Raw genomic sequence first — 25,275 nt, 5'->3', positions numbered from 1 at the left:
GCATGCAGTGAAGGTTTTTTTAGTTGCTTGAATGAAATTTTCCCGTTGGATAGAAGTGGTGAAATAGACAACTCGGGAAGTTCGTATTAACATAGGGGGAAAGTTAAATAGTGAAGGGTCTGAACAAAAGTGAATTATATCGAGCCTGCTGGTAAATCATTCAGGAAAACGATCTTGGCTTTATTTCTCGGTAGCTTTGTAACGTTTGCGGATCTGTATAGTACCCAACCGGTCATTCCGGTTTTCGCAAAGCAATTTGGAGTCTCTCCTGCAATGGCAAGCCTTACATTATCTTTCGCGACTGGAACGCTTGCACTCTGTTTATTGCTTGTTTCTTTTTTCTCAGAAAATATCGATAGGAAAAAAATAATGGGGACGGCGCTCACTCTGTCTGCATTGTTATCCATATGTGTCAGCTTCATCCAGGATGATCTATACATCCTGATCGCAATTCGGGCGATTCAAGGAGCGGTGCTTGCAGGTTTCCCGGCCATTGCGATGGCCTATATCAATGAAGAATTTCATCCGAAAAGCCTTGGCTATGTGATGGGGATCTATGTGAGCGGCTCGAGTATCGGAGGATTGGCTGGCAGGCTGATTGTCGGGGTGCTGACCGACCATTTCTCATGGAACATAGCGATTGGAAGCCTTGGAGCTTTAAGTTTGATCATCAGTCTGGCTTTTTGGTGGATGCTACCGCCTTCTCAGCATGCTGTCCGCGTACGGGTCTCATTATCGAGAATCAAAACCTCCCTTATCAATAACTTAAGGAATAGCAGACTAGTACTCTTATTCGGCATGGCCTTCCTATTAATGGGCTCGTTCGTTACCGTTTATAACTTTGTGGGTATACCTTTAATGGGACCGCCATATCATTTATCACAGACATTGATTGGCTTCATATTCATAATCTATCTTGTGGGGACGTTTAGTTCAACATGGATGGGGAAGCTTGCCGATCAATATGGTCGGAGTGTTGTACTTCTTATCGGAATCGCAATCATGCTTATGGGCGCCCTGTTAACTTTATTGGACCCGCTTTTGCTGAAAATAATGGGGCTTGCCCTGTTTACATTTGGCTTTTTTGGAGCGCATTCCATTGCGAGCAGCTGGGTCGGCAGTTTGGCAGATAAGAGTGAAAAGGCACAAGCATCCGCATTATATCTCCTGTTTTACTATGCAGGATCAAGTATAGTTGGGGCATCAGGCGGTTTATTCCTGATGAAGTTCGGCTGGGGAGGGGTCATCTCGGCTGTTTCCATTCTGATCCTCCTTGCTGCCGCTTGTGCGATGATGGTTGAAAAAGTGAAAATCGTTAAATAAAATGATCTTTTCTATCATGTTTTTCCGGAATCCTGAATATAATCTAGTGAAAATGGATATTGAATAATAGATTGATAAGAGAAGAGGGTATTAGATAGAGTGAAACGAAAAGCAGTAATTCTCATTGGGTTAATAGCCGTTTTAATTATATTATTCGTTGTATACTTAACAAGTCCGGGCAGATTGCATAAGGTGCAGATTGTTGAAAAATACTATCCGCATTTCTCCGATGGCAAGGCAGTCGGTTTTAAGACGAACGAAGTCATTGATGTGACGGAAACCGAAGAGGGATCCAATTGCGCAATGAAATTCGACAATGGGAAAACGTTTGAAATTGATTGTGACCGTTATTTAACATACAAAATTGATGAAACAGTCTATATTACTACTGAAGGGAACCATGTGGAAGAGATCCGGAGAAAAAGGTAGTGGCTTATCGATTTTTAATGACGAAAGAGCTGGGTTTGCTTAATGAACAGCTCAGCTCTTTTATTTGATCCCATTCAAAAACCCAGGCCATTTTGGACTGGGCTTTTTCATTTTTTATCTTTGCCTTTACTTTTATCCTTTTTATTACGCCGAAGTACATCCAAGATTCTGCGGCTGTTATTTTTACTGTTTATGAGCTCGACTAAATCGCTCATGTTTTCAGATTCGAAGTCTTGTTGATCTTTTTTCATGTTATCCCTCCAAGTCATATATCATAATACCCTTATCAAGAAAGGGTAAACGTCTATTAGCATATTGGTAATAGAAGGATTTTATATCCTTAACCCTCGTTTATTTGCTAAAATATGATAAAAGCCCTGTATGGGAGGTCCATATGGAAGAATTAAGAATGATCGGCGAAAAAATTGAAAAATTTAAATATATCTTAGTGGAGCATATCGAGTTGTTTGAAGAAGAGGAACCGCTCTATGATTTAGAAACGAGTAAAGAGGTACGGTCAAAACTTATTCAAATTCATGCAGATGCCTTGATTCATGGAAAGGCACAAGCGATAGAAAGCATGAAAATAACGGGTATGGAGATAGGTAAGCGAATCGTGGATATGGGCATTCCTTTAGATAAGAATATTGAGGAAGCTCAAGCGATGCGTAACCTTTTCTGGAGTTTCATTGAAGAAGAGGTGAGCAACCGATATTACTCCATTGAAATTCTGTTAAAGGCAAGCTCGATAATTGATGCAATCCTGGACCAGTTCATACACTGTGTGAGTATCAGTTACGTGAATCATTATAAAGAAATGGCGAAAATGGCAAACGATTCGTTGCAGAAGATAAAAGAAAACCAAGAAGTCATGGAAGAATTATCCACCCCGATTGTTCAGACCGTATTAAAGGATGTGCTGCTCTTACCATTGATCGGACGCATTGACGATTGGAGAATGGAGTCGATTCAATCGACGGTGCTGCAAAAATGTGCAGATCTGCATGCGGAAGTATTGATCATGGATTTCTCGGGAATTATCTTTACGAAGGAAAGTGATATGCTCTCCCTGCTGGATCAATTAGTGGGGGCATTGGCCATGATGGGAACGGAAACGATGTTTGTCGGTTTTACCCCTGATGTCGTGAAAGAGATCGTCAAACTTGATTTTGCAAATCAGGTAAAAGCCTTTCTATCGTTCAGGCTGGCCCTGGAATATCTGTTTGACCAAAGAGGGCTGGCTCTTCAGCCAGTATGATGGAGGTATCCTTTTTAGGGTATCTTTTTTTCTATGTCAGGCTAACATTCCCGCTGCTCCCATATTTAATCGCCCATCGATATTTCTCCATGTTATAGTGAAGTGACGTGGACGGACATGTTTTTTTTGATTTAAATTAAATTAAATTAAATAGGACATGTAAAGCGTGTAAGGAAGGTGGTTGAATAGTGTTTTTTAAGAAAAATGAAGAACCTGAACATTACGAAAAATGGTATTGTGTAGGAATCATGACGGATAATGGGCTGGAGGATGAAGAATATGATGTTTTGTCCAAACGCATCCTCGACTCGGTTCAAAATGTCTCGGTCATATCGGACTTGGTAAGGGTGGAATGGGATCGGGACAAATTGCAAGCCTTGAATGAACGTTTTGGGGACCCCTCACTTTCCGACCCATGGTTTATCATTAATGAATTCATACCAGAGGATATAAAAAAGGAAAGAAAACTTCTGGAGAAAACTCATAAATGGAAGAGGATCTTTGGTCTCCTTTCCCCGATTGAATATATGGAAGCCGAGACGAAGGCTGCCCATGACTTTGATAAAGCTCTCTTTTATACAGACGATGCTGATAAAGTGATTGAATACATTATTGCAAATAGCTAGCATTCCCTTCCACATCGATACATTGTATCGGTGTTTTTATATTTGATTTACTGTTTATCGGAGTAATTTCACGGTGAAAATTCGACCTTGAGCGAGTTGATTCGACCTTGTGTGTAATAATTCGACGTTGCTCGGAATAATCCGTACTTGCACCTTGAAATAAAAAGAGACAATGTGGGGAGGGTGGTAGGAAAGATGGAGTTAAACGCGGAATATCTTAAATAGAAAGAAAGAGAGTTTTAAGGGGAGAGGAAGATGAATCGATGGAAGTTGCCGTACCTCAGCAAAAGCCAAAACGGAAGTGGAGAAAGCGGGCGCTATGGAGTTTTGGAATCCTGATCATACTTTCGCTGTCTGTCTTGATTGCCGCAAATGTATTCCTTTCAAGAGCCTTACCGGAAACGAAGGGGGAAATATCGCTTCCAGGTCTTTTGAAACCGGTTACGGTGGTGAGGGATTCAAGTGGGGTCCCGCATATCAACGCAGCGGGTGAACATGATTTGTATTTAGCACAAGGATATATCCAAGCACAGGACCGTTTATTTCAAATGGATTTAAGCAGGCGTCAGGCATCAGGTAGATTAAGTGAAGTGATTGGTGAGAAAACCGTCAAAAATGATAAGTATTTCCGCACACTTGGTTTGAGGCGGGCGGCCGAAGCTTCTTATGCTGCATATTCAAGTGACGGAAAAGAAGCCTTGGATATGTTTGCCGAGGGGGTAAATCTTTATATCGATGAATTGAGGGAGAATGGGAAATGGCCGGCGGAGTTCACTCTGCTTGGATACGAACCGGAGCCTTGGACACCCGTCGATTCGCTGACCATCGGTAAATATATGGCCTTTGATTTAGGCGGGAACTGGGAAGATCAGGCGTTTAGGCAGTATTTGCTGCAAACGTTCCCCAAGGAAAAGGCATATGATTTATTTCCTGATTATCCAAAGAACGCCCCATACATCATCAGCAAGGAAGAACTGGATATTGAAAAAAGTTTTGCAGGGGCCGTTATTCCTTATGAATTCAACGGCAGCAATAACTGGGTCGTTTCAGGCAAGAAAACGCAATCCGGTCAGCCGTTATTGGCGGATGATCCCCACCTGGGATTGGCTACACCGTCGGTTTGGTATCAAATGCATTTGGAGGCCCCGTCAGTCAATGTGAGCGGTGTCATTTTTGCCGGGATTCCGGGAATCATATTAGGCCATAACGAAGAGGTCGCTTGGGGTGTGACCAATACCGGTCCGGATGTTCAGGATCTGTATATTGAGAGGAGAAACCCGGAAAACGAGAAAGAATTCTCCTACAAAGGTAAATGGGAAAAAGCTGAAATCTTGGACGAACCCATCAAGGTGAAGGATGGGGAAACAATTGACTATCAAGTGACGGTTACCCGCCACGGACCCGTTGTCTCCGAGTTTGCCGGGAAAAGCGGAAAAGATACCGTGCTTGCCTTAAGGTGGACGGCACTTGATCCATCTGCCGAGCTTGAAGCGGTACTGAATATGAATAAGGCGGGAAGCTGGAAAGAATTCGAAAAGGCCCTTTTGAAATTCGAAACGCCGGCACAGAATTTCGTCTTTGCCTCAGCCGATGGGACCATTGCCTATAAGGCGAATGGGAGAATCCCAATCCGGAAAAAAGGTGATAGTATGCTGCCTGTACCTGGCTGGACGGATGAATTTGAGTGGAAAGGCTATATTCCCTTTGATGAACTTCCAAAAACGGTGAATCCAAAAGAGGGATTCATTTCGACAGCGAATAATAAAGTCATCTCGGATGATTACCCTTACCATATCAGCAATAACTGGGCACAGCCATACCGCCAGATGAGGATACGGGAGTTTTTAAAGGCGAATAAAAAGCTTACGGCCGAGGATATGCAAAGCCTGCAGATGGATAAAGTGAATTTGCAAGCTAAGGAGTTTGTTCCTCGATTCGTGGAGGTATTGAAGGGTCCATCTGGGAAACAGGAAGCCCAGGCACTGACGATTCTGAAGAAATGGAATCATATCGATTCCGCTGATGAAGCGGCACCTATGATTTTTAATGTCTGGATGCGAAATATAGGGGATGTCCTGCTTAAAGAAGAAATACCGGAAGAAACCCTCAACCTTTTTAATGGAAGGCGTTCGGCCATTGATGAACTGCTAAGGCGGGCACTGGACGGTAAGCCGGGCCCTTGGATTGAAGAGGCAGGCGGACTTGAGCAGGTGCTTGCCAAGTCGTTACAGGTGACGTTAACGGAACTGGCAGAATCACAAGGTGACGATATAGCTGATTGGGAATGGGGAGACTATCATCAGGTCAGGTTTAACCACCCGCTATCAAGTGTCGCCCCGTTACATTATTTATTTAACGGCGGCGGCGGCATTCCGGTAGGCGGCAGCAGTGTCACCGTACAGGCCGCGGCATTTTTAGATGATGGAACCGTTAATCACGGTGGCTCCTGGCGATTCGTCATCGACCTAGCCGACATGAAACAAGGATATCACCTTGTTGGACCGGGTCAATCAGGTAACGTTAAAAGTGAGTGGTATCACGATCAGCTTGATGATTGGGCAGAGGGCACTTATCACAAAACTACGATGGACGATCCAAAAGGGGATAAGCTGATATTGAAACCATCAAACTGAGATTCAAAAAAAGTACCAAGTCCAGCAGCTTTCTCTGGACTTGGTACTTTTTCATTATCTTTGCTTAGTCAGGAATTCTGCAAGGAACTCCTCAAAATTAGGGGCTTCGATTGCTGCGATTTTTTCATATGATTCAATGATCTTGAGTTTAATTTCTTGCTCCAGATCATTCCGGTCTTGATAGTTCGTATTTTTTAATGATTTTTTTATTTTAGGATTCAAAGAGTCGATCAGGTCCAACAATTCTTCTTTTGACAGTTTTTTATCCACAATGGCTTTTCTCCTTTCTAACATATACCTCATCCATATAGTGCTTTCGAAGTTTTTTTAGAGCTTGTTTACGGATGCTTGAGATATTCTGTGGCGACTCCTGGAAATAGGCAGCGATTTCCTTGTTGGATAGGCCGTAGGAAAAGACCATGGTCAGCACCAGGCTTTGTTTGGCTGTTAACTTCTTCAAGGCTTTTATCATCTCTTCATCACTTATGTGTGAAGCGAGTTCATTCGATTCCCCCATCTTTTCAAGTTGAACATCCAAGGTGCCGATTCGATCGATCAATCCGCCAGTATCCCCTGGTGTCGCATCAAGTACCATTCGATAACGTTCCCGCTGCTTCCGTGCCCTTTTATCAAAATCAACAGAGAAGAAGTAAATTAAGGAGCACATGTATTTGTATACTTTAGCCCGGTAATAGAAAATTTTGAAAGTCTCGTTGAGATGATCAATGTTGTGGGAAGAAGGGGAATCAAGAGTTTCAGTGAAAATCTTTAAATGCTCTGGGTTCTGTAAGAATAATTGAATGATCGGTTGTGCAAAGAAAGATGAGTACTGTTGCTGCAGAAACTCCAATGAATGAGAAAAAAAATGAGAAGTTAATTGGTTCATTGTTATCCCTCCTTTTATTAATAAAGTGATAGGCAAGGGGAATAAATCAATTATATAGGAACATTCGTTCTTTTTTCCATAAATCAATAGTGCTAGATTGATTTTTTTTGACAAGTTTCACTTTAGATATCAGATACAAGAAAAGGGGTGAAGAGGATGATGATTGAGGATGCTACTATGTGGGTTTCATTAGTTAGCGAATTTGGCTATCCATTCGTCGTTTCTATGTTTTTGCTCTTCCGCTTCGGTAAACAATTAAAAGAACTGACAACGGACGTAGAGAACTTAAAAAAGTCCGCTCATAAAACGAAAAAACGATAACCTCAGGACGTAAGTGCCGGATGGTAAACACCGAATTTCGGATTCTATACTAAAAAGGGTCCGGAATTCGGGTATAAAGAAATGGGTACTAACTGATTCAAGCTTTTGTTAAATCCCTCCCTTAACCTAAAATAAAATAATAATAAACCATTATTTGGAATATAGCACAAAATAGGTAAAAAATAATCGTCATTTGGAATCATTTTACTGCTATAATTCATCCGTCAATGGAATTAGATAGGAAATCCTCCCCTCGTAGGATTTTAGTTTTATGGATTAAAGTGAAAATACTTTTAAAAAAACAACATTCATCAATAAACTTCTGAATAGTTTGCGGCACCCAAGTAAAAGGGTGCTGCTTTTCTTATTTTTTGGTAATAAACTGATAATATGGAAAAGGGGTGGCAAATTTGAAAAGTGAACAGCTGGAAGATATTCGGATCCTGCAGCAAGAATGTGAACGGGAAGGTTTTACGTTAAAACTGAATTGGGAAACGCTTCGCAGTCGAAATGGTGTTCATAAGAATGATTTTCTCCACTATGATGGATTGAAGCTTGTTGGTTTTCTTGGTCTTTACGATTTTGGAAACAAAGCGGAGATGTGCGGGATGGTGCACCCCGACTACCGGAGGCAAGGCATTTTTACTAAGCTGCTGGAAGAGGCGATAAGGAGTGCCGTGGAGCGCAACTATAAGGTGATTCTCTTGAACTCACCTGCTCAATCACATTCTGGGACAGAATTTTTGAAACAGCTCCCATGTGAGTTTGCTTTTTCAGAGTTTCAAATGAAGTGGTCCGAAACGGAGCTTGATGATTATGATGATGCAGTCGTTCGCCCTTCACGGAGAGATGATGAGGAAACGGAAATTCAGCTGGATATTCAATGTTTCCGATTTACGAAACGAGAGGCGAAGGATTATTATCAGCGCATCCTTTATGAGGATACTCTGAAAACCATGATGATTGAAAAGGGCGGCCGCGCAGTCGGTAAGATACGTGTTGATCACTCAGGCCGGGAAGCGTGGATTTATGGATTTTCCATTTTGCCAAAATACCAGGGAAAAGGACTTGGAAGAAAGGCATTGAAAAAGGTTGTAGCCGAACAATGCCAGCTGGGATATGATATTTTTCTCGAGGTCGAGGCGACTAATGAGCATGCGTTAAGACTCTATGAATCTTGTGGCTTCAAAACGATTCAAAGACAGGATTATTATCAATACAAAGGCTGAAGGGAATTTGACGACAAAGAGTGTTAGGGGGGGCTGGGAAGGATGTTGACATTATTCCATTATAACTGGCAGGTGAGAAGGGAATGGTTCAAGTGGTGCCGGTCCTTACCGAATGAGGAGCTGAAACGGCAGCGTACGGGAGGGGTGGGCAATATATTGCGGACACTTGCCCATATTATCGATGTCGAATGCAGCTGGATCAGGGCCATACAAGGGAGGCCTGATGTCGCGATCGATTTGGACGCTTATGATACGATCGGAAAAGTAGAGGATTTATCTAACCAATATCACTCGGAGGTCATGGACTATTTGAACTCGCATGCAAATGAAGAGGGGCATGGAATGGTTCAGCCATCCTGGATGGAGGGGACATATGAAAAAGGCAGGATATTGCGCCATCTCATAGCGCACGAAATTCACCATATAGGCCAGCTGTCCATCTGGTCGAGGGAGATGGGCATCGAACCGGTATCCGCCAGTTTAATAGATCGGGATTTATAGGTTTGCCGTTTCAAAGGGTTTCCCTGAAAAAAGAGCGTAAGGAACATATTTGATATCCATACGATGTTAGCAGGCTGGTTCATTTTCATGGGCCAGCTTTCTCTATCAGGGGAGATTCTCCCTAAGGATACAAAGGGTTTCTATGATGATTTATAAACATGATTGAAGGTATATCGAGCTAGGCGCTCTGGATGAAAATGAGTAAAAAGTATCATTTATTCAAAATTCATAATATTACGGTAAATTTTGGCGATAATTCGACAAAATCATGATATATTATTCTAGCATTTTACAAAACTAGAAGGGTTGTGAAGTATGTCGTACAAGTTGCATGTTAAGAAGATGCTCGCCCCGATTCTTGCTGTGAGTTTAATTACAGCGCCATTTACCGTACCGGGGGAGGCATCCGCCAAAGAGTCTAATAAGAAACCTGCCACGACTGAACCATTTATCATTTCAGCTCCTACTGTTCATTACTCAAAAGGCACCAAAGCGACTGTAACGGTCACACCGAAAAAGGGGAACAAAGGAAATGAAACCGTTGTCTTTCAATTAATGAATGGGACGAAGGTCATTTCACAATCAGCCGTTGAGGCGGATATTAAGTCGGCCCAAAAGTTCTCGGCGTACTTCAACTCATACAAATCGGGTTATTGGGTTAACGTGTCGGTCGTCTCCAATTATAACGGCCATACGAGTGACTTCGGCAAAAGCCTGGCAGCCTCCGTTTCAGATGCACCATTTGAACTAAGGGTCATGGAAACGACTGATATACACACCAATCTGGTGAGCTATGATTATTATAAGGATGCCGTATCGGAATCCGTCGGCTTTTCCCGCACGGCATCTTTAATCAAACAGGCACGAAAAGAAGTGAAAAATAGTGTTTTAGTGGATAACGGCGACCTTATTCAAGGGACCCCCCTAGGTACGTACAAAGCGAAAATAGCGCCTCTGAAAAAGGGTGAAGTCCATCCCGTTTATAAAGCGATGAACTTGCTTGATTATGATGTGGCCACATTCGGCAATCATGAATTCAATTATGGTTTATCTTTTTTGGACGAGGCCATCAACGATGCGAACTTCCCTTACGTCAATGCCAATGTTTATAAAAAGGATAAAGACAATAATCCAAAGAATGATAAAAATAAATATGCTCCTTATAAAATCGTCACGAAGAAAGTAGAGGACATCAATGGAAAGGAAAAAACAGTAAAAATAGGATACATTGGATTTGCCCCTCCGCAAATCATGGATTGGGATAAAGCGAATCTAGACGGTAAGGTCATGACAAAGGAAATCGTCACGACCGCAAAAAAATATGTACCTGAAATGAAGAAAAAAGGCGCGGATGTCATCGTGGCCCTCACACATTCCGGGTTTAATGGCGATACCAAGAATACCGAGGATGTCATCTATTCATTAAGCAAGGTATCCGGCATCGATGCCATCACGTTCTCCCACACGCATAAAGTCTTCCCGGCACAAGATGAGGCTTCTTTAGACAGCCTATTCAAAGATAGCCAAGGAAAGGTTCTTGAAGGCGTGGATAATAAAAAGGGTACCATCAATGGTGTACCAGCCGTTCAAGCAGGATATGGCGGCAGTCATCTCGGGATCATCGATCTTGATATCCAAAATATCAAGGGAAAATGGAAAGTCGTCGATTCCGATTCATCAACACGGGCAATCAACGACAAAATAACAGGAAAAAAAGCGGCTGAAGATGCATCTGTCGTCAAAGCCGTGAAGAAGGATCACGAAGGAACGATCAAGTATGTTAACACGCCAATCGGAACGACTACAGCTCCAATTCATAGTTATTTCGCCCTTGTGCAAGACGATCCTTCCGTACAGGTCGTGACGAGCGCACAGAAATGGTATGTAGAAAAATACATTCAAAGCAACCGCCCTGAATACAAAGACTTGCCCATCCTCTCTGTAGGAGCACCATTCAAAGCGGGTCGCAATGGCGTAGAGGAATTCACGGAAATCAAGGAAGGCGGACTGACCATCCGCAGCGCCGGTGATTTATATTTATACGATAATACCTTAAAGGCAATCAAGATCAAAGGGTCAGTGGTTAAAGAGTGGCTTGAGATGTCTGCCGGGGAATATAATACGATCGATCCTGCCAAGTCTGAGGAACAGGAGCTGCTTAATGGAAAGTTCGCCGTTTATAATTTTGATGTAATTGACGGTGTCACGTACCAAATCGATGTCACCAAGGCTCCGCGCTATGATGAAAAAGGGATAAAAGTGTCGGATTCAAGCAGGATTGCAGATTTGAAATATAATGGTGAACCAGTGGACCCGAATCAAGATTTCATCGTCGTGACGAATAATTACCGTGCTTCGGGCGGGGGGAACTTCCCGGGAGTCAAGGGCAGCGAGTATGTGGTTGACTCTGCGGATGAAAATCGCCAAATCTTGATGGATTACATCACACAAGAGGGTGAGATCAATCCAACCGCTGATAATAACTGGTCGATAGCCCCGATTTCAGGCAAGGTGAACGTTACTTTCACCTCATCGCCAAAAGGTGCGGAATATTTAAAGGAAGACAGCCCGATTTCCTATACAGGCAAAAAGGATGATAAAGGCTTTGGCATTTACAAATACAATTTGGGAAAAGAAAACGTTAAGGTGCAACTGCTCGGGATCAATGATCTTCACGGCCAGCTTGATACCACCTCCGATTTTGGCGGCATCAAACAAGGGCGTGCCGATTATTTAGCCGCGCACTTGAAGCAGCGTAAAGCCGAAAACCCTGAAAATACACTTTTACTTTCGGCAGGGGATGCCGTTGGGGCAAGTGCACCCGTTTCTTCTTTGATCCAGGATAAACCGACGCTTCAGTTTTTGAATGATATGAAATTCGATGTCGGAACTGTCGGGAACCATGAGTTCGACAAAGGGGTAGAAACCTTGATGGCTCAGATCAATGGCGGAAAGTCGCCAACATCCGATGTGGTATTCGATAAATTGAACTTTCCATATGTAGTGGCCAATGTCGTATATAAAGACACGAAAAAACCGATTTTGGACCCTTACGTCATAAAAAATGTCGGCGGGGTTGACATTGGGTTCATAGGTGTAGTCACGAATGCCACACCTCAAAAAGTAAGTCCGGATGGCATTAAGAATGTGGAATTCATAGAACAGGCACCTGCCGTAAATAAGGCGGTTAGTGAGTTGAAAGGTAAAGGCGTCAAATCGATCGTGATCATCTCACATGACCCAGGCACGGAAAAGGAAGGGGTCATCACAGGCGAAGTGGCTGATCTTGCCAATGCCGTGGATGATGAAGTGGATGTGATCTTAGCCGGAGATAATCATGCAAAGGTCAATAACTATGTCGATAATAAATTGATCGTACAAGCTTACTCTTATGGAACGGCTTTTGAAGATGTGGATTTGGAAATCGATCCAAGCACAAAGGATATTGTCAAAAAGTCAGCTGAGATTGTAACGGTAACACAAGATGGCATCACACCGGATGCCGGGACGACGAAATTCATCAACGACTACCTGGACATGTTCCCCGAGCTGAAAGCTCCGCTTGGGACAACGGACGAGAAAATTTTAAGAACCAATGCCTATACGCAGGAAACGGGCCTTGGAAATTTAATTGCTGATTCAATGAAGGCCGATTTGAACTCCGATTTTGCCTTCATGAATCCAGGCGGAATCCGTGCAGATATTCCAAAGGGGGAAGTCACTTTTTCCGATTTAGCGAAAATCCAGCCGTTCGGAAACGTATTGGTTAAGCTGGAACTGACTGGAGCGGAAGTGAAAACGCTGCTTCAACAGCAATGGGTAGTGGTAGGATCTCCGAAAACTTTGCAAATTTCTGGACTGAGCTATACAGCCGATTTCAGTAAACCTGTCACGGAGCGTGTCACCTTATTGAAGAAAGCGGACGGAACACCGATCAAGGATACCGAAACATACACGGTGGCCGTCAATGATTTCATGGCAAGCGGCGGTGATAACTATACCGTCCTGAAAGGAAAAGAGCGTGTGTTTGGACATGCAGACCTGGAAGCATTCGTTAACTATGTGAAAGAGACCTTTAAAGGCGGAAAGATCACGGCAGGAATTGAAGGCAGAATTACGAATATCAATAATTAGTTGAGGTTTACTCGTAAAAATTGTACATTTACTCGTGAGTTTAGCGGGTTTACTCGTGAAAATTGAGCAATTACTCGTGAGTTTTCAACTTTTACTCGTGAAACTCTAAAGGGAGCGCTCCTTAATAGAAGGGGCGCTCTTTTTTGTGATTAATAGTTTCTGAAAATGGAACAGTTCAATCTAAATAGTAAGGTGACCCATGCTATATAGGGAATCATTGCTAAACCTGATGTACGGTCTATTTTATAAAACTCGAATGCCGTCAATGTTATCAAGGTCAGCAGTCCCATAATCGTATAAAGGCTGGTCGAAGCAACGGGGAAAGTCCAGGAAGGAGGAGCAAAAGCAGGTTTCTTGAGTTTGTCATAAATTTTTTTGAATTCCTTGTGGCGAATATCCCCACAAATGAACCTCGACGACAGGTACCAATACACTTTTAGCCAATTTTCCGTAGTTCATAATGCAATCCTCTTCTCTCTTCATTTCTTATACCTTTAATTTCGCACCTGAAAATAAAACATCCCCTTTAATCAAGAAGTGTAACTTTCTTCCAAACTTTACGTCGGTACTATTAAGAAAAGGGGGAATACCGATGAATCGTAAAACAATGATGCTAATGTTCAGTTTGTTCCTTTTACTTGCTGGATGCAGCAGTAACGAAAAAGATGATTCAGTATCGGAATTACAGGATGAAAAGGCGGAAAGTAAAATGGACGCTTCCATTTCCGGGAATAAGGTGCAGGAAGAAGCAGCGGAAAAGGAAGGGATGACGGATGAAAGAAAGGTCATCCATCAGGCCCAGCTTGAGTTGAAGGTGAAGAACCTTGAAAAGGCACAAATGAAGATTGAGAATAAGGCGGCAGGATATGGCGGATATGTTGTTGAGTCCAATGTATACAGGGAAGATGAAGAACTGGTGGAAGGAACGATCACTGTTCGGGTCCCTGAAGCCCATTTTCAGGATTTTCTAACCGATAGCGAGGGCGAGGCTTCAGAAGTGGTCGGAAGGAATGTGACAGGACAGGATGTAACGGAGCAATATGTGGATTTAAAAGCAAGATTGAAGTCAAAGAGGGCAGTGGAGGAAAGGTTACTTGCATTCATGAAGGATGCTGAGAAGACGGAAGATTTGCTGAAAATATCATCCGATCTTGCCGTGGTGCAAGAAGAAATAGAGCAGCTGACCGGGCAAATGAAGTATCTTGAAAACCAGACCTCATATTCGGCGGTCACCATCACGTTATCACAGGACAGGATAGTTGTGCCGGGCATTGATAATAAGGAATTGAATACATGGGAGAGGACAAAGAAACAACTTGCAACGAGTGCGAATCTATTACTTAAAGCGGGTTCAGGAATCATTGTTTTTATAATCGGAAACTTGCCGATCCTCATTATTTTAGGCGGAGCTGGAGCGGTGGTCCATTGGGTGATCAAAAGAAGGGGTAAAAGGTGAAGGAATGAAATAGAGGGTGCCAATTAGATTGGGCACCCTCTGGCATTTATCTTTTCCGTTTATGCAAGCCGGTCACATAATAAAGGACTACCAACAGTAAGATCCAAATCGGACCAACGATTAGAGCGATTCTTGTATCTGCTGAAAAACCGAGTACGATCATTACGAATACTAAAAAGGCTAAAGTGAAATAAGAAGTCAATGGGAAAAGAGGCATCTTGTAAGATAAGCCTTGTTTTTCTCCCTGACTCATTTTTCGTCTAGACATAATCTGTGTGACAAGTATCGTTCCCCATGTCCAGAGGGCGCCGAATGTAGCGACACTTGTGACGTAAGTGAAAACTTTATCGGCTTCCATGTAGTTAAGGTAAACGCCGAAAAGAAGTACGATAGCCGAAACGATAATGGCAACGCCAGGAACGCCTGACTTTGTTGTACGTTCGAAACTTTTTGGTGATTCACCTTGCTGTGCCAGGTTGAATAACATTCTTCCTGTACTGAAGATCCCGCTGTTACAAGATGAAAGGGCTGCTGTCAGTACGACAAACTGAATGATTCCTGCTGCGCCTGGTATACCGATTTTATCAAACATCATAACGAATGGACTGTTTTCTCCATTCATTTCATCCCATGGAGTGATTGATAAAATGACCGTCAGAGCTAAAACGTAAAAAAGTAAAATCCGATAAAAAACGGTATCGATGGCTCTTTTTAAAGATTTTTCAGGGTTTTTAACTTCACCTGCGGTTACACCGAGCATTTCAATTCCCAAATAGGCGAACATGACCATTTGGAACGAGAGGATGACTCCAGAAATCCCATTAGGGAAAAATCCGCCATTTTCAACAAGGTTGCCGAAACCGACCGCGATTCCGCCGTTCCCCAAACCAAAGATGATCATTCCGAAGCCAAGGACAATCATCAGGATGATCGTTACGATTTTAATGAGGGCGAACCAAAACTCCAATTCACCGTAAGCTTTTACAGCAAGAAAGTTAATCGTTGTCATGATGGCTAGTGCGGCTAACGCCCAAGCCCATTGCGGAGTATCAGGGAACCAAAATTGCATGTAGATTCCGACTGCCGTAATTTCAGCCATACAGGTGGCGATCCAAACGAACCAGTAATTCCATCCGGTAATATATCCGGCAAGAGGACCGACAAATTCGCTTGCGTAGCGGCTGAAGGAGCCTGCGACTGGATTTTTTATTGCCATTTCACCTAGTGCACGCATGATAAGATAGATCATAAGTCCGCCAATGGCATAAGAAATGATGATTGCTGGACCGGCTAATTTAATCGCAGATGCCGAGCCGAGAAATAAACCGACTCCAATGGCTGCGCCAAGAGACATTAATGCGATATGTCTTTCTTCCAAACCTCTATGTAGTTGAGATTCTTTGGAGTTTTGCATAATTTTCCCCTTTTCTATGTTGGAGTTTAATTTTCTCTATCTAGCATTTTATCACTAGTAGAGGAGAATACATATTATTTATTGATTTTTCACATAATATTACAACTAAATAATATATTTTAATAGGATGAATGTAAAGCAAAAAATGAAAACGCTTACCACAGGAGTGATCCCATGTTTTTTCTCGTATAATAATTATTCGAAACTATTTATAATGCTATACAAACAAAATATAATTATGTGATTTTTCAAAAAATTTAGACATTTAAAAGTGAAAAAGCTGTCCCAAAGATAAGGAACAGCTTGGTTTAGTTTCATCATTGCCAGCCGTTGCTAGTGATGGAGTAATGAAAAGAGAGGGAATAAAGAAAGCGAGCGCGAGTAATATGGACTGGGCAAATCTTGATTCATGTTTTGTGAACATGTGATTCCTCCATAATTCTATTCATACTCATTTCCAGAGAAATTGGCATGTATATGTAAAGTTTATGGATATTAGCCGCTTTTTCCTTCTGGATTGTCAAAAATGAGAGAAAACAGCTAGTGATGCTTAGCGGAATTTAGTGAAATAGCCCGGGAAATATCGAAGGATGTCATGGAAATGACACGAAAAACCGTCAGCATGCTACTGACGGTTTTTTTTACTCTGTTTTAAAAGAAGACTTTGAATGAAACTCAATAACAATGATCCGATTAAAGCCCCCCAAAAAGAATCTATTACAAAGCCACTGACAATATAGGAAGTGATTTGGAATGTGAAGGCATTGATAATGAAAGAAAACAACCCGAACGTCAGGATGGTGATTGGCAATGTGATAAGTTGGAGGATGGGTCTAACCAGCAAGTTCATGATCGATAATATAAAAACCGCCAGCAAGGCAGTTCCGTAAGATTTGATCGTGATGGAGTCGAGAAGCCAGTCAATAACGAGCAATACCAGCCCGTTGATAAGAAAACGCATGATTATGTTCATGAAAAACTCCTCCTGAAGACACTTTCTACAAGTCATTATACTAAAATTTAATGAATTTCAGTTATATGTTTGCAGAATTGTCACAAAAAAAAGAGGATACGATATGCATTCCCAGAATGGAATAGACGCTTTTTATTTAAAATGTCCGTCGATTTCAGAAATCCGCTCCCTTTCCGCCGACCGTCTGCCAAACCTCCTCGGCGCGAGTGCCTGTGGGGTCTCGGCTAGCCAGTTATTCGGCAGGAGTGTCGCAATTTTCTTCAATCCAATATAGGGTTTCATCAATATAAAAGTAAACCATGAAGGTAAGCAAGCCTTGTTTTAAAAACACGGTTTGGCTACAGTCTTTTTATTTAAAAGGTCTGTCGATTTCAGAAATCCGCTCCCTTTCCGCCGACCGTCTGCCAAGCCTCCTCGGCGCAAGCGCCTGTGGGGTCTCGGCTAGCCAGTTATTCGGCAGGAGTGTCGCAAATATCTTCAATCCAATATAGGTTTTATCAATATAAAAGTAAACCATGAAGGTAAGCAAGCCTTGTTTTAAAAACACGGTTTGGCTACAGTCTTTTTATTTAAAAGGTCTGTCGATTTCAGAAATCCGCTCCCTTTCCGCCGACCGTCTGCCAAACCTCCTCGGCGCGAGTGCCTGTGGGGTCTCGGCTAGCCAGTTATTCGGCAGGAGTGTCGCAATTTTCTTCCATCCAATGAGGATTACCGGTGAAAAAAACTTAAAGGATAAACTAGTTTTAAACTTGGTTCCGAATAGATATCTGCCTGCAGTTTTTATTTTAAAAAACATTTCGGTTGATTGGAACGGAAGGTACGAGACTCCTGCGGGAAAAGCGTGGCCAAGGGAGACCCCGCAGGCGACGCCGAGGAGGCTCCCGCCCGCCCGCGGAAAGCGAGTGCCTGTAGTGGAAATCAACGAACGTTCCCATTTTACAAACCCTCAAAAAATGACGTTTTAGCTAGTTTTCTTCAATCCGTTGCGGATTTTATAAAACAGTAAAAAACCATGAAGCATAACTTGGTTTTTTGTAAAATCAGGGTTGGTGATAAGGCCATTCCGAACCCTATTTGTCTACAAAATGGGATTCATTAGGTTCTCTTTAGTTGTTGGCAATGATCTTTTCGAATTCACTTAATTCCAAAGTGTTTTTTAATTTGGGATTGGTGTTTAAGGAAAGAAGGGCACTTTCAATAAGAAAGGTTCGCGGTTCAACGTTTTGTAATAATTCCTCTTGGATAAAGTGAATCAATTTTAAGTTTTTAACCCGTTCCGCTTCATCATCTTGGCAAAGCCTCAAGATCATCTTTTTTAGGTCATTTGCAGAGTGCAGGAGTGCTGTATGAAAATCCTGCTGGTTATGGAAGCACTCAGGCAGCCATTGCTTGATGAGATCGGGTTCCAAAAGCTGTGCATTTGACTTGCTGACATCTTCGAAAATCGATTTAATCCTATCGACACAATAACGGATAATTTCAGTAGGGTTGAACTCGGGCTCTTTAGCCAAGGCATTAAAATGAATCGTTTGATGCATCATTCCCGAGTAAAGAATGGCACAGTCCAAAATATAAGGTTTTTTATCAGCACCGAAAATATCCAGAAACCGTTTTGATAACCAATGGATATGCTGGAATTTAGCATGTGTTATGAAGTTCTTAAGTTCGTTATCATTTGAAATCATTACTTCTTCATATAAGAAAAAGATTTTGTTGTTTTTGTTTGAGTGCATTTGTAATTCTGATTGTTTGATGAATATTTCAATATCTGCAAGGTTTTGCCCAATCAGCAATTCATTCCGCTCTTTTTCGAATTTTTCTTGCGAAGTTAGGAAGACTGCCTTAAGCAATTCGCTTTTAGAAGAAAAATAGTTGTAAAATGTTCCTTTTGAAATGCCGCTATAATCTAAAATATCCTGAATGGAAGTTGCTTGGTAACCCTTTTCAATAAATAATTGGTGCGCATATTTAACTACCATTTGTTTGCGCTCATTCATATATATCACCCTTACTCTTATTGGACGGTCATTTTAACGTAATAGTATCTTATTTTCTATATGAACACAAACCAGTATGTTTACAAATTCCCTAGCAAAATAAGGGGGAGGGCCTTTTGTTTCAGCAGATTCAGGAAGGGCTCTGTTGAAAGATAGGATTCACAAAAACAATGAAAAATTCAGTTTCTATGCATCCGGCTATTCGTCATTCTGTAAATAAAGTCTGCCGAAGTGAACAAAGTCACAGGAGAACAATTCGGTTTGTTATAAGATGAATAGAAGGAAGAGGTAAAGTAGTTCAAAGTATCTATGATTATTCGTCAACCATTCTCGATTGCTATCCCATTGGTAGGAGAAATGATAAAATCACTCGTCATGAAGGAAAATCGCCTATAAGGGTCGTATACCATTATTAGGAATGGAACTATGTGAATAGGCTGTTCCTCCAGCGTTTATACCTTTTATGCTATCCATATTATGGATGTGTTTGGTGTTATATCATCAACGAATGAATAATGAATTGATTATTATATTAAAATTATTATAAATAAGTATTGATTTTTTTCTGAGAAGCTTTATCATTATATACATAAATAATAATGAAAAGGTGGTTCAATTATGTCGAATAAGAAAAACCTTACTACAAGCTGGGGAGCACCAGTTGGAGACAATCAAAACTCTATCACTGCCGGCGAACGCGGCCCTGTGCTCATTCAAGATGTACACTTATTGGAAAAGCTAGCCCACTTCAACCGTGAACGTGTCCCTGAACGTGTGGTTCATGCGAAGGGTGCCGGTGCATACGGCACTTTCGAAGTAACGAACGACCTTTCTCAGTACACGAAAGCTAAACTTTTCAATGGTGTGGGCAAGAAGACAGATCTTTTTATCCGTTTCTCCACAGTTGCAGGTGAATTGGGTTCTGCAGATACAGTCCGTGATCCGCGTGGATTTGCCGTTAAATTCTACACCGAAGAAGGAAACTACGATATTGTCGGAAATAATACGCCAGTATTCTTTATTCGCGATGCGATTAAATTCCCCGACTTCATTCATACACAAAAGAGAGATCCTAAAACACATTTGAAAAATCCTACGGCTGTTTGGGATTTCTGGTCACATTCACCGGAATCTCTGCACCAAGTGACGATCCTGATGTCCGATCGGGGCATTCCTGCTACACTTCGCCATACACATGGTTTCGGTAGCCACACATTTAAATGGGTGAATGCAGAAGGAAAAGGCGTTTGGGTGAAATACCACTTCAAAACAGAACAGGGCATCAAAAACCTAGATGTGGATCTTGCTGCAAAACTAGCAGGGGAAAACCCTGATTACCATACGGAAGATCTTTTCAATGCCATTGAAAAAGGGGACTTCCCTGCCTGGAAATTATATGTTCAAATCATGCCTCTGGAAGATGCGGATACATACCGTTTCGATCCATTCGATGTGACGAAGGTATGGTCTCAAAAGGATTATCCGCTGATTGAGCTTGGCCGTATGGAATTGAACAGAAATCCTGAAAACTACTTTGCTGAAGTAGAGCAAGCCACATTCTCACCGGGAACATTCGTACCGGGAATTGAGGCTTCCCCGGACAAGATGCTTCAAGGGCGTCTATTCGCATACGGAGATGCACACCGTTACCGTGTGGGCTCGAACCATAACCAGCTTCCGGTTAACCGTCCGAAAGTGGAAGCGAACAACTATCAGCGTGATGGCTTCATGCGTGCAGATGACAATGGCAAGGGATCTGTTTATTATGAGCCGAATAGTTTTGGCGGCCCTGCCGAATCAACGGAAAATAAAGTCACTCCTTTCGAGGTGACCGGGAAAGCTGCACAAGTTGGTCATAATAGTGATGATCACTACACTCAAGCAGGTGACTTATACCGTCTATTGAGTGCCGAAGAGAAAACGCGCCTTGTTGACACGATCGTGGGTGCAATGAAACCTGTGGAATTAGAGGAAATCAAGCTTCGTCAAATCGGTCATTTTTATAAAGCCGATCCGGAATACGGAACGCGCATAGCCGAAGGTTTAGGTTTATCAGTAACGCAGGAAGTGTAATATATGGTTCTCCCAATCTAGTAAAATGCAAAAAGGCATCCATTCATGAATGGATGCCTTTTTTGTTTACGCAGGACGCCGTTTTTTAAAAGACATCCGACAAGTTCGTTAAGAATATATAGTTATAAATGTCTTTAGGGAAAGTTTTACAGTCAGATTAATTGGGGGCCAGTTAAGATCAACAGTAAAGGGTGGTATTAATGACCAGTAAAAAGGTTCGGGTGTTAGTGGGCAGTCCAATTTACCAAAAACCACATATTTTACAAAAGTTCCTGCTTTCACTCAAACGGTTGGATGCGGTGGGGAAGGAACTTGCCTATTTCTTCATTGACGACAATGAAGATGAGCGATCAAGCCAGATGCTCGAAGATTTCAGTCAGGAGCAGAACAATGTCAAATTACTGGCATCCAATCAAAGCGATGTTTATGTGTGTAATGGCACTACCCATTACTGGAATGAAAATTTGGTATGGAAGGTCGCGGATTTCAAAAATATGATAATCGAACATGCGATTAAAGAACAATATGATTATTTATTTCTAATCGATTCAGACCTCCTGCTATATCCTCAGACCATCAACCAGCTTATTTCTGCAAATAAGGACATCACCTCTAATATCTTCTGGACAAAATGGCAGCCTGATGCCGAAGAGCGGCCTCAAGTATGGTTATATGATGAATATACCCAATGGGAGATATCACGCGGCCAGGCGTTGACGGACTCGGAGATCAACACACGTTATCAATCGTTCATCCGACAGATGCGGACACCTGGTGTTCATAAAGTTGGGGGACTGGGTGCCTGTACACTCATCAGCCAAAAAGCTTTGAAAGCTGGGGTGAATTTTAATAGAATCGAGAATCTGTCATTTTGGGGTGAAGACCGGCATTTTTGCATCCGTGCAGCAGCTTTAGGGATTTCGATGTATGTTGATACCCACTTACCCGCTTATCATATATACAGGGATTCGGATTTGGAAGGTGCGATGGAATTCCTTGATCGAACGGATATGGGGGAAGGTTCAAAGGTAGCATCACATCCTAAATTAACGCTGAGCATGGTCATGAAAAATGAAAGCGAGCGTTATCTAAGGAAGGTTTTAGAGGAAATTCGTGATTATATTGATGAAGCCGTGATTATTGATGACGGCAGCACGGACAATTCCGCAGAGGTTTGTTTAGAGGTATTGAAAGGGTTGCCGGTGCGTATCATCAGGAATGACATCTCCAAGTTCTCCAATGAAATTGAACTTCGTAAAATGCAATGGACAGAGACAGTGAAGTCAAATCCCGACTGGATTTTAAATCTTGACGCCGATGAAGTGTTTGAAAATAGGTTCAAAGAGGAAGTCAGACAGCTGATAAGCGATCAAGAAGTGGATGTATATTGCTTCCGGTTATATGACTTTTGGAATGAAACCCATTACAGGGAGGATGAACACTGGTGCGCTCACCAGTATTACCGGCCGTTCCTGGTCAGATATCGGGAGGGGTTTGAATGCAAATGGAACGATAGGCCGCAGCATTGCGGTAGATTTGCCGAAAATGTCTTTGAATTGCCTCACAAGTTATCCGACATACGATTGAAGCATCTGGGCTGGGTCAAAAAAGAAGATCGGATGGCGAAATTCAAAAGATATCGGGAATTAGACCCTGATGGTACGTATGGAAGTACTGAGCAATATCAAAGCATTCTGGATGAAAACCCCAATTTGATTCGTTTTGAGGAGTGACTTTTGCTTTGGCAATAATTGAATCGAATCTGCATACATTTTGGTAAGAGGAGGTGCAGTATGGACGTTTTTGTGCGGCAAAATGATTCCTTGTGGTATTATAGCCAATTATTCAAGGTGAATTACCAACTTATCATTGATTCCAATAGTGGGATTGATCCACTTGCACTTATGATTGGCCAACAAATCAAAATACCTGGCTTTACGACGACCGGCTATACCATAAAGCAAGGTGATTCGTTATGGGCAATTGCCAGGTCACGCAATCTTTCATTGGATGCCCTATTTTTAGTTAATCCCAATCTCAACCCGAATGCCTTGCAGGTCGGTCAGACAATTTCCGTGCCATTAAGGATTACGTGGAGGCTCATTCAAGGTAATCGGGAATATGCTTATGAGACGATGATGACCGATGTTAGACGTTTGAAAACAATCTATCCATTTATAAAAACCTCCCCCATCGGGGACTCCGTGCTTGAAAGGGATATCCCCGAAGTTCTGATAGGAAATGGCAACAAACGAGTTCACTATAATGGTTCCTTTCATGCGAATGAGTGGATAACGACGCCTGTGATCATGACCTTTTTAAATGATTATTTACTTGCAATCACGAATCAGGCTGACATCCGCGGTCTAGATATGTTTCCCTTTTATCAACAGACGATGCTGTCGATCGTCCCAATGGTGAATCCGGACGGAGTGGAGTTGGTTTTGAAAGGACCGCCTGCAGATGAGTCTTTGAGAGGACGGCTCATCCAATGGAATAATGGCAGCGAAGACTTCTCTGGCTGGAAAGCCAATATTAACGGGGTGGATCTGAATGATCAATTTCCCGCCAAATGGGAACTGGAGCAAGCTCGCAATAATGTAACGGAGCCAGGTCCGGCAAATTATCCAGGGGAAGGGCCGCTTACACAGCCAGAGGCCATTGCAATGTCAGAGTTGACAAAAAAACGTGATTTTGGCAAAGTCCTTGCTTTCCACACCCAAGGAGAGGTCATTTATTGGGGGTTTGAAGGTTTGGAACCACCCGAGTCGGAAACGATAGTCAATGAGTTTTCGAGGGTCAGTGGATATGAGCCTGTCAAATCCGCCGGTAGTTACGCAGGGTATAAGGATTGGTACATTCAGGATTGGCGCAGGCCCGGGTTTACCGTGGAGCTGGGCAAAGGAACGAATCCCCTTCCCATATCACAGTTCGATGAGATTTATCAGAAGTCGCTTGGGATTTTCTTGGCAGGATTATATATGTGAAATTTGACCAAATGAAAAAGCTCAACTCCGTTTCCATGGGGTAGAGCTTTTTAGTCTTATAAACTATTAGACTTGAAACGATGAGGGCTGCTGCAAAAAATAAGTAAAGTTATGCTTTACTTATCGATTGCATGATTAAATTGCTTTTTAGCTTGAAATGAACGGACATTTTCCATGCCTCGGTTATATTGCAGCCCCTACCAAAAGGAAATCTAATAGTTTTACGGTAAAGAAGTTAACCTTCCTTAGCGCTAGTATTGGCCCCACCTACGCCATATACTGTGACGGCCACGCATGCCATCCAACCTAATTCCATTATAATAGAAAGCGCTTACATTTTCAAAAATAATCGTACTGCAAATTTCGACATTTGTATAAGTGTCCCTTACCAGTAGGTGGAGAATGGGCATATTACTGATAAGGGCCCTATAAGATTCAGGTTAATCTGCAATGAATTCCTGTAGCTTTTGCCTTAGGCCACCATTGCCGAATTTAATGAACTTTGTCTTTCCGGCTTCCTGTTCCGAGGTAGAAGCGAAATCCAAAAAGGCTAAAAGGTTGATCCGGCGGTGAAGAATATGGACAATGCCGTATTCATAGAACCAATGATCGATCGTGTTGTAAACCCCTTTATTCAGTCGATATTTCTGCTGGCACCAGTGGAAAAATAGTCTGTCAGGAAGATTAAGGTACTCCATATCTTCTAAGCCCCCATTTTTCTTCTCATTCATGACAGGGGAAATGGTCCTTAGCAATTCCTTTTGCATAGTAAACTCCTCCCTCATTGATAAAAACGAAAAAACCCCCTATTCCTGTTGAATAGAGAGCCTCCAGTAGACTAGTCAGCTTATATATATTCCTTATAAAAGGCAGTATAAAGTATATTAATCCTATTCGTCAAGTTGGTATTTGATAACGGGAAATAAATCTATTCATTTCCTGTTTTCAGTGTGATTTTAAATGAAAATACGAATAAATATTTATGTTTATTCGTTTATAGTTCGTATATAATGTTTTTGAGGAATTAAGGAGGAG

Annotated in this window: 22 protein-coding genes; 13 read left to right on the top strand and 9 right to left on the bottom strand. The window is 42.2% G+C overall.

The window, feature by feature from the left end; translation table 11 throughout:
* Positions 1 to 129: 129 nt before the first annotated feature.
* Both AC0VX1_RS24300 and AC0VX1_RS24295 read left to right on the top strand, forming a co-directional pair.
* Entirely contained in the window at positions 130 to 1,323 is a 1,194-nt protein-coding gene (locus AC0VX1_RS24300; RefSeq protein ID WP_413022949.1) for an MFS transporter, read from the top strand.
* A 99-nt stretch (positions 1,324 to 1,422) separates the two neighbouring features.
* Positions 1,423 to 1,752, top strand: a complete 330-nt coding sequence (locus AC0VX1_RS24295; RefSeq protein WP_034310337.1) for a hypothetical protein — start codon at positions 1,423 to 1,425, stop codon at positions 1,750 to 1,752.
* A 107-nt stretch (positions 1,753 to 1,859) separates the two neighbouring features.
* On the opposite strand, the gene AC0VX1_RS24290 is transcribed toward AC0VX1_RS24295, so the two are convergent.
* Positions 1,860 to 2,003, bottom strand: coding sequence for a hypothetical protein (locus AC0VX1_RS24290; protein WP_158226130.1), 144 nt, complete (start codon positions 2,001 to 2,003; stop codon positions 1,860 to 1,862).
* Positions 2,004 to 2,146: 143 nt separating this feature from the next.
* On the opposite strand from AC0VX1_RS24290, the gene AC0VX1_RS24285 reads away from it, so the two are divergent.
* The 3 genes from AC0VX1_RS24285 (at position 2,147) to AC0VX1_RS24275 (ending at position 6,269) form a co-directional block, all read left to right on the top strand.
* Positions 2,147 to 3,010, top strand: coding sequence for an STAS domain-containing protein (locus tag AC0VX1_RS24285; RefSeq protein WP_475469408.1), 864 nt, complete (start codon positions 2,147 to 2,149; stop codon positions 3,008 to 3,010).
* Positions 3,011 to 3,198: 188 nt separating this feature from the next.
* Entirely contained in the window at positions 3,199 to 3,636 is a 438-nt protein-coding gene (locus AC0VX1_RS24280; RefSeq protein ID WP_191929959.1) for a hypothetical protein, read from the top strand.
* A gap of 263 nt (positions 3,637 to 3,899) precedes the next feature.
* A complete protein-coding gene (locus AC0VX1_RS24275) occupies positions 3,900 to 6,269 on the top strand; it encodes a penicillin acylase family protein (RefSeq protein ID WP_475469406.1) in 2,370 nt (789 codons plus the stop codon).
* A 54-nt stretch (positions 6,270 to 6,323) separates the two neighbouring features.
* On the opposite strand, the gene AC0VX1_RS24270 is transcribed toward AC0VX1_RS24275, so the two are convergent.
* On the bottom strand, positions 6,324 to 6,539 hold the full coding sequence (locus tag AC0VX1_RS24270) for a hypothetical protein (RefSeq protein ID WP_082196631.1): 216 nt from the start codon (positions 6,537 to 6,539) through the stop codon (positions 6,324 to 6,326).
* Positions 6,532 to 7,155 (bottom strand): sigma-70 family RNA polymerase sigma factor, encoded by a 624-nt coding sequence (locus AC0VX1_RS24265; protein WP_413022956.1) that lies wholly within the window; start codon positions 7,153 to 7,155, stop codon positions 6,532 to 6,534. The genes AC0VX1_RS24270 and AC0VX1_RS24265 overlap by 8 nt, the downstream gene beginning before the upstream one ends.
* Positions 7,156 to 7,311: 156 nt before the next feature.
* Between AC0VX1_RS24265 and AC0VX1_RS24260 the strand changes: the two genes are divergently transcribed.
* From AC0VX1_RS24260 to AC0VX1_RS24245, 4 genes are all read left to right on the top strand, one after another.
* Positions 7,312 to 7,476 (top strand): YvrJ family protein, encoded by a 165-nt coding sequence (locus tag AC0VX1_RS24260; RefSeq protein WP_081088496.1) that lies wholly within the window; start codon positions 7,312 to 7,314, stop codon positions 7,474 to 7,476.
* 401 nt (positions 7,477 to 7,877) lie between these two features.
* Entirely contained in the window at positions 7,878 to 8,705 is an 828-nt protein-coding gene (locus AC0VX1_RS24255; RefSeq protein ID WP_413022958.1) for a GNAT family N-acetyltransferase, read from the top strand.
* A gap of 42 nt (positions 8,706 to 8,747) precedes the next feature.
* Positions 8,748 to 9,206, top strand: coding sequence for a DinB family protein (locus tag AC0VX1_RS24250; protein ID WP_475469404.1), 459 nt, complete (start codon positions 8,748 to 8,750; stop codon positions 9,204 to 9,206).
* Between the two features lie 315 nt (positions 9,207 to 9,521).
* The gene (locus AC0VX1_RS24245; protein ID WP_475469402.1) at positions 9,522 to 13,340 is read left to right on the top strand and encodes a bifunctional 2',3'-cyclic-nucleotide 2'-phosphodiesterase/3'-nucleotidase; all 3,819 of its coding nucleotides are present in this window, start codon (positions 9,522 to 9,524) and stop codon (positions 13,338 to 13,340) included.
* Between the two features lie 149 nt (positions 13,341 to 13,489).
* Here AC0VX1_RS24245 and AC0VX1_RS24240 read toward each other — a convergent pair whose 3' ends face one another.
* Positions 13,490 to 13,774 carry a TspO/MBR family protein gene (locus AC0VX1_RS24240; RefSeq protein ID WP_413022971.1) on the bottom strand — a complete coding sequence of 95 codons (285 nt, stop codon included), beginning with the start codon at positions 13,772 to 13,774 and terminating at the stop codon, positions 13,490 to 13,492.
* A 158-nt stretch (positions 13,775 to 13,932) separates the two neighbouring features.
* Between AC0VX1_RS24240 and AC0VX1_RS24235 the strand changes: the two genes are divergently transcribed.
* The gene (locus AC0VX1_RS24235; RefSeq protein ID WP_475469401.1) at positions 13,933 to 14,796 is read left to right on the top strand and encodes a DUF4349 domain-containing protein; all 864 of its coding nucleotides are present in this window, start codon (positions 13,933 to 13,935) and stop codon (positions 14,794 to 14,796) included.
* Positions 14,797 to 14,842: 46 nt separating this feature from the next.
* Here the strand turns inward: AC0VX1_RS24235 and AC0VX1_RS24230 are convergent, their stop codons facing one another.
* From AC0VX1_RS24230 to AC0VX1_RS24215, 4 genes are all read right to left on the bottom strand, one after another.
* On the bottom strand, positions 14,843 to 16,210 hold the full coding sequence (locus tag AC0VX1_RS24230; protein WP_057278004.1) for an amino acid permease: 1,368 nt from the start codon (positions 16,208 to 16,210) through the stop codon (positions 14,843 to 14,845).
* Positions 16,211 to 16,475: 265 nt separating this feature from the next.
* Positions 16,476 to 16,634, bottom strand: a complete 159-nt coding sequence (locus tag AC0VX1_RS24225) for a hypothetical protein (protein WP_156500228.1) — start codon at positions 16,632 to 16,634, stop codon at positions 16,476 to 16,478.
* Positions 16,635 to 16,835: 201 nt separating this feature from the next.
* Entirely contained in the window at positions 16,836 to 17,183 is a 348-nt protein-coding gene (locus AC0VX1_RS24220) for a phage holin family protein (RefSeq protein ID WP_057278003.1), read from the bottom strand.
* A gap of 1,106 nt (positions 17,184 to 18,289) precedes the next feature.
* Positions 18,290 to 19,180, bottom strand: a complete 891-nt coding sequence (locus tag AC0VX1_RS24215) for a TetR/AcrR family transcriptional regulator (RefSeq protein ID WP_057278002.1) — start codon at positions 19,178 to 19,180, stop codon at positions 18,290 to 18,292.
* A 618-nt stretch (positions 19,181 to 19,798) separates the two neighbouring features.
* On the opposite strand from AC0VX1_RS24215, the gene katA reads away from it, so the two are divergent.
* From katA to AC0VX1_RS24200, 3 genes are all read left to right on the top strand, one after another.
* On the top strand, positions 19,799 to 21,253 hold the full coding sequence (katA, locus tag AC0VX1_RS24210) for a catalase KatA (protein ID WP_413008080.1): 1,455 nt from the start codon (positions 19,799 to 19,801) through the stop codon (positions 21,251 to 21,253).
* 200 nt (positions 21,254 to 21,453) lie between these two features.
* On the top strand, positions 21,454 to 22,986 hold the full coding sequence (locus AC0VX1_RS24205; RefSeq protein WP_475469399.1) for a glycosyltransferase family 2 protein: 1,533 nt from the start codon (positions 21,454 to 21,456) through the stop codon (positions 22,984 to 22,986).
* Between the two features lie 60 nt (positions 22,987 to 23,046).
* The gene (locus AC0VX1_RS24200; RefSeq protein WP_475469397.1) at positions 23,047 to 24,240 is read left to right on the top strand and encodes a M14 family metallopeptidase; all 1,194 of its coding nucleotides are present in this window, start codon (positions 23,047 to 23,049) and stop codon (positions 24,238 to 24,240) included.
* Between the two features lie 440 nt (positions 24,241 to 24,680).
* Here the strand turns inward: AC0VX1_RS24200 and AC0VX1_RS24195 are convergent, their stop codons facing one another.
* Positions 24,681 to 25,007: a hypothetical protein gene (locus tag AC0VX1_RS24195; RefSeq protein ID WP_222620010.1), complete on the bottom strand. Its 327-nt coding sequence runs from the start codon at positions 25,005 to 25,007 to the stop codon at positions 24,681 to 24,683.
* Positions 25,008 to 25,275: the final 268 nt, after the last annotated feature.

Source organism: Peribacillus sp. QJM3NY_7 (assembly GCF_056173225.1).
Note: the sequence above shows the minus strand (reverse complement) of the source record. Positions and strands in the feature narration are given on the sequence as shown.

Bases quoted from the DNA above. Each gene is read 5' to 3' on its own strand.
- AC0VX1_RS24260 (WP_081088496.1), top strand. From the start codon at position 7,312: ATGATGATTGAGGATGCTACTATGTGGGTTTCATTAGTTAGCGAATTT.
- AC0VX1_RS24285 (WP_475469408.1), top strand. From the start codon at position 2,147: ATGGAAGAATTAAGAATGATCGGCGAAAAAATTGAAAAATTTAAATAT.
- AC0VX1_RS24250 (WP_475469404.1), top strand. From the start codon at position 8,748: ATGTTGACATTATTCCATTATAACTGGCAGGTGAGAAGGGAATGGTTC.
- AC0VX1_RS24230 (WP_057278004.1), bottom strand. From the start codon at position 16,210: ATGCAAAACTCCAAAGAATCTCAACTACATAGAGGTTTGGAAGAAAGA.
- AC0VX1_RS24265 (WP_413022956.1), bottom strand. From the start codon at position 7,155: ATGAACCAATTAACTTCTCATTTTTTTTCTCATTCATTGGAGTTTCTG.
- AC0VX1_RS24245 (WP_475469402.1), top strand. From the start codon at position 9,522: ATGTCGTACAAGTTGCATGTTAAGAAGATGCTCGCCCCGATTCTTGCT.
- AC0VX1_RS24205 (WP_475469399.1), top strand. From the start codon at position 21,454: ATGACCAGTAAAAAGGTTCGGGTGTTAGTGGGCAGTCCAATTTACCAA.
- AC0VX1_RS24200 (WP_475469397.1), top strand. From the start codon at position 23,047: ATGGACGTTTTTGTGCGGCAAAATGATTCCTTGTGGTATTATAGCCAA.
- AC0VX1_RS24290 (WP_158226130.1), bottom strand. From the start codon at position 2,003: ATGAAAAAAGATCAACAAGACTTCGAATCTGAAAACATGAGCGATTTA.
- AC0VX1_RS24275 (WP_475469406.1), top strand. From the start codon at position 3,900: ATGGAAGTTGCCGTACCTCAGCAAAAGCCAAAACGGAAGTGGAGAAAG.
- AC0VX1_RS24220 (WP_057278003.1), bottom strand. From the start codon at position 17,183: ATGAACATAATCATGCGTTTTCTTATCAACGGGCTGGTATTGCTCGTT.
- katA (WP_413008080.1), top strand. From the start codon at position 19,799: ATGTCGAATAAGAAAAACCTTACTACAAGCTGGGGAGCACCAGTTGGA.
- AC0VX1_RS24215 (WP_057278002.1), bottom strand. From the start codon at position 19,180: ATGAATGAGCGCAAACAAATGGTAGTTAAATATGCGCACCAATTATTT.
- AC0VX1_RS24195 (WP_222620010.1), bottom strand. From the start codon at position 25,007: ATGCAAAAGGAATTGCTAAGGACCATTTCCCCTGTCATGAATGAGAAG.
- AC0VX1_RS24225 (WP_156500228.1), bottom strand. From the start codon at position 16,634: ATGTTCACAAAACATGAATCAAGATTTGCCCAGTCCATATTACTCGCG.
- AC0VX1_RS24235 (WP_475469401.1), top strand. From the start codon at position 13,933: ATGAATCGTAAAACAATGATGCTAATGTTCAGTTTGTTCCTTTTACTT.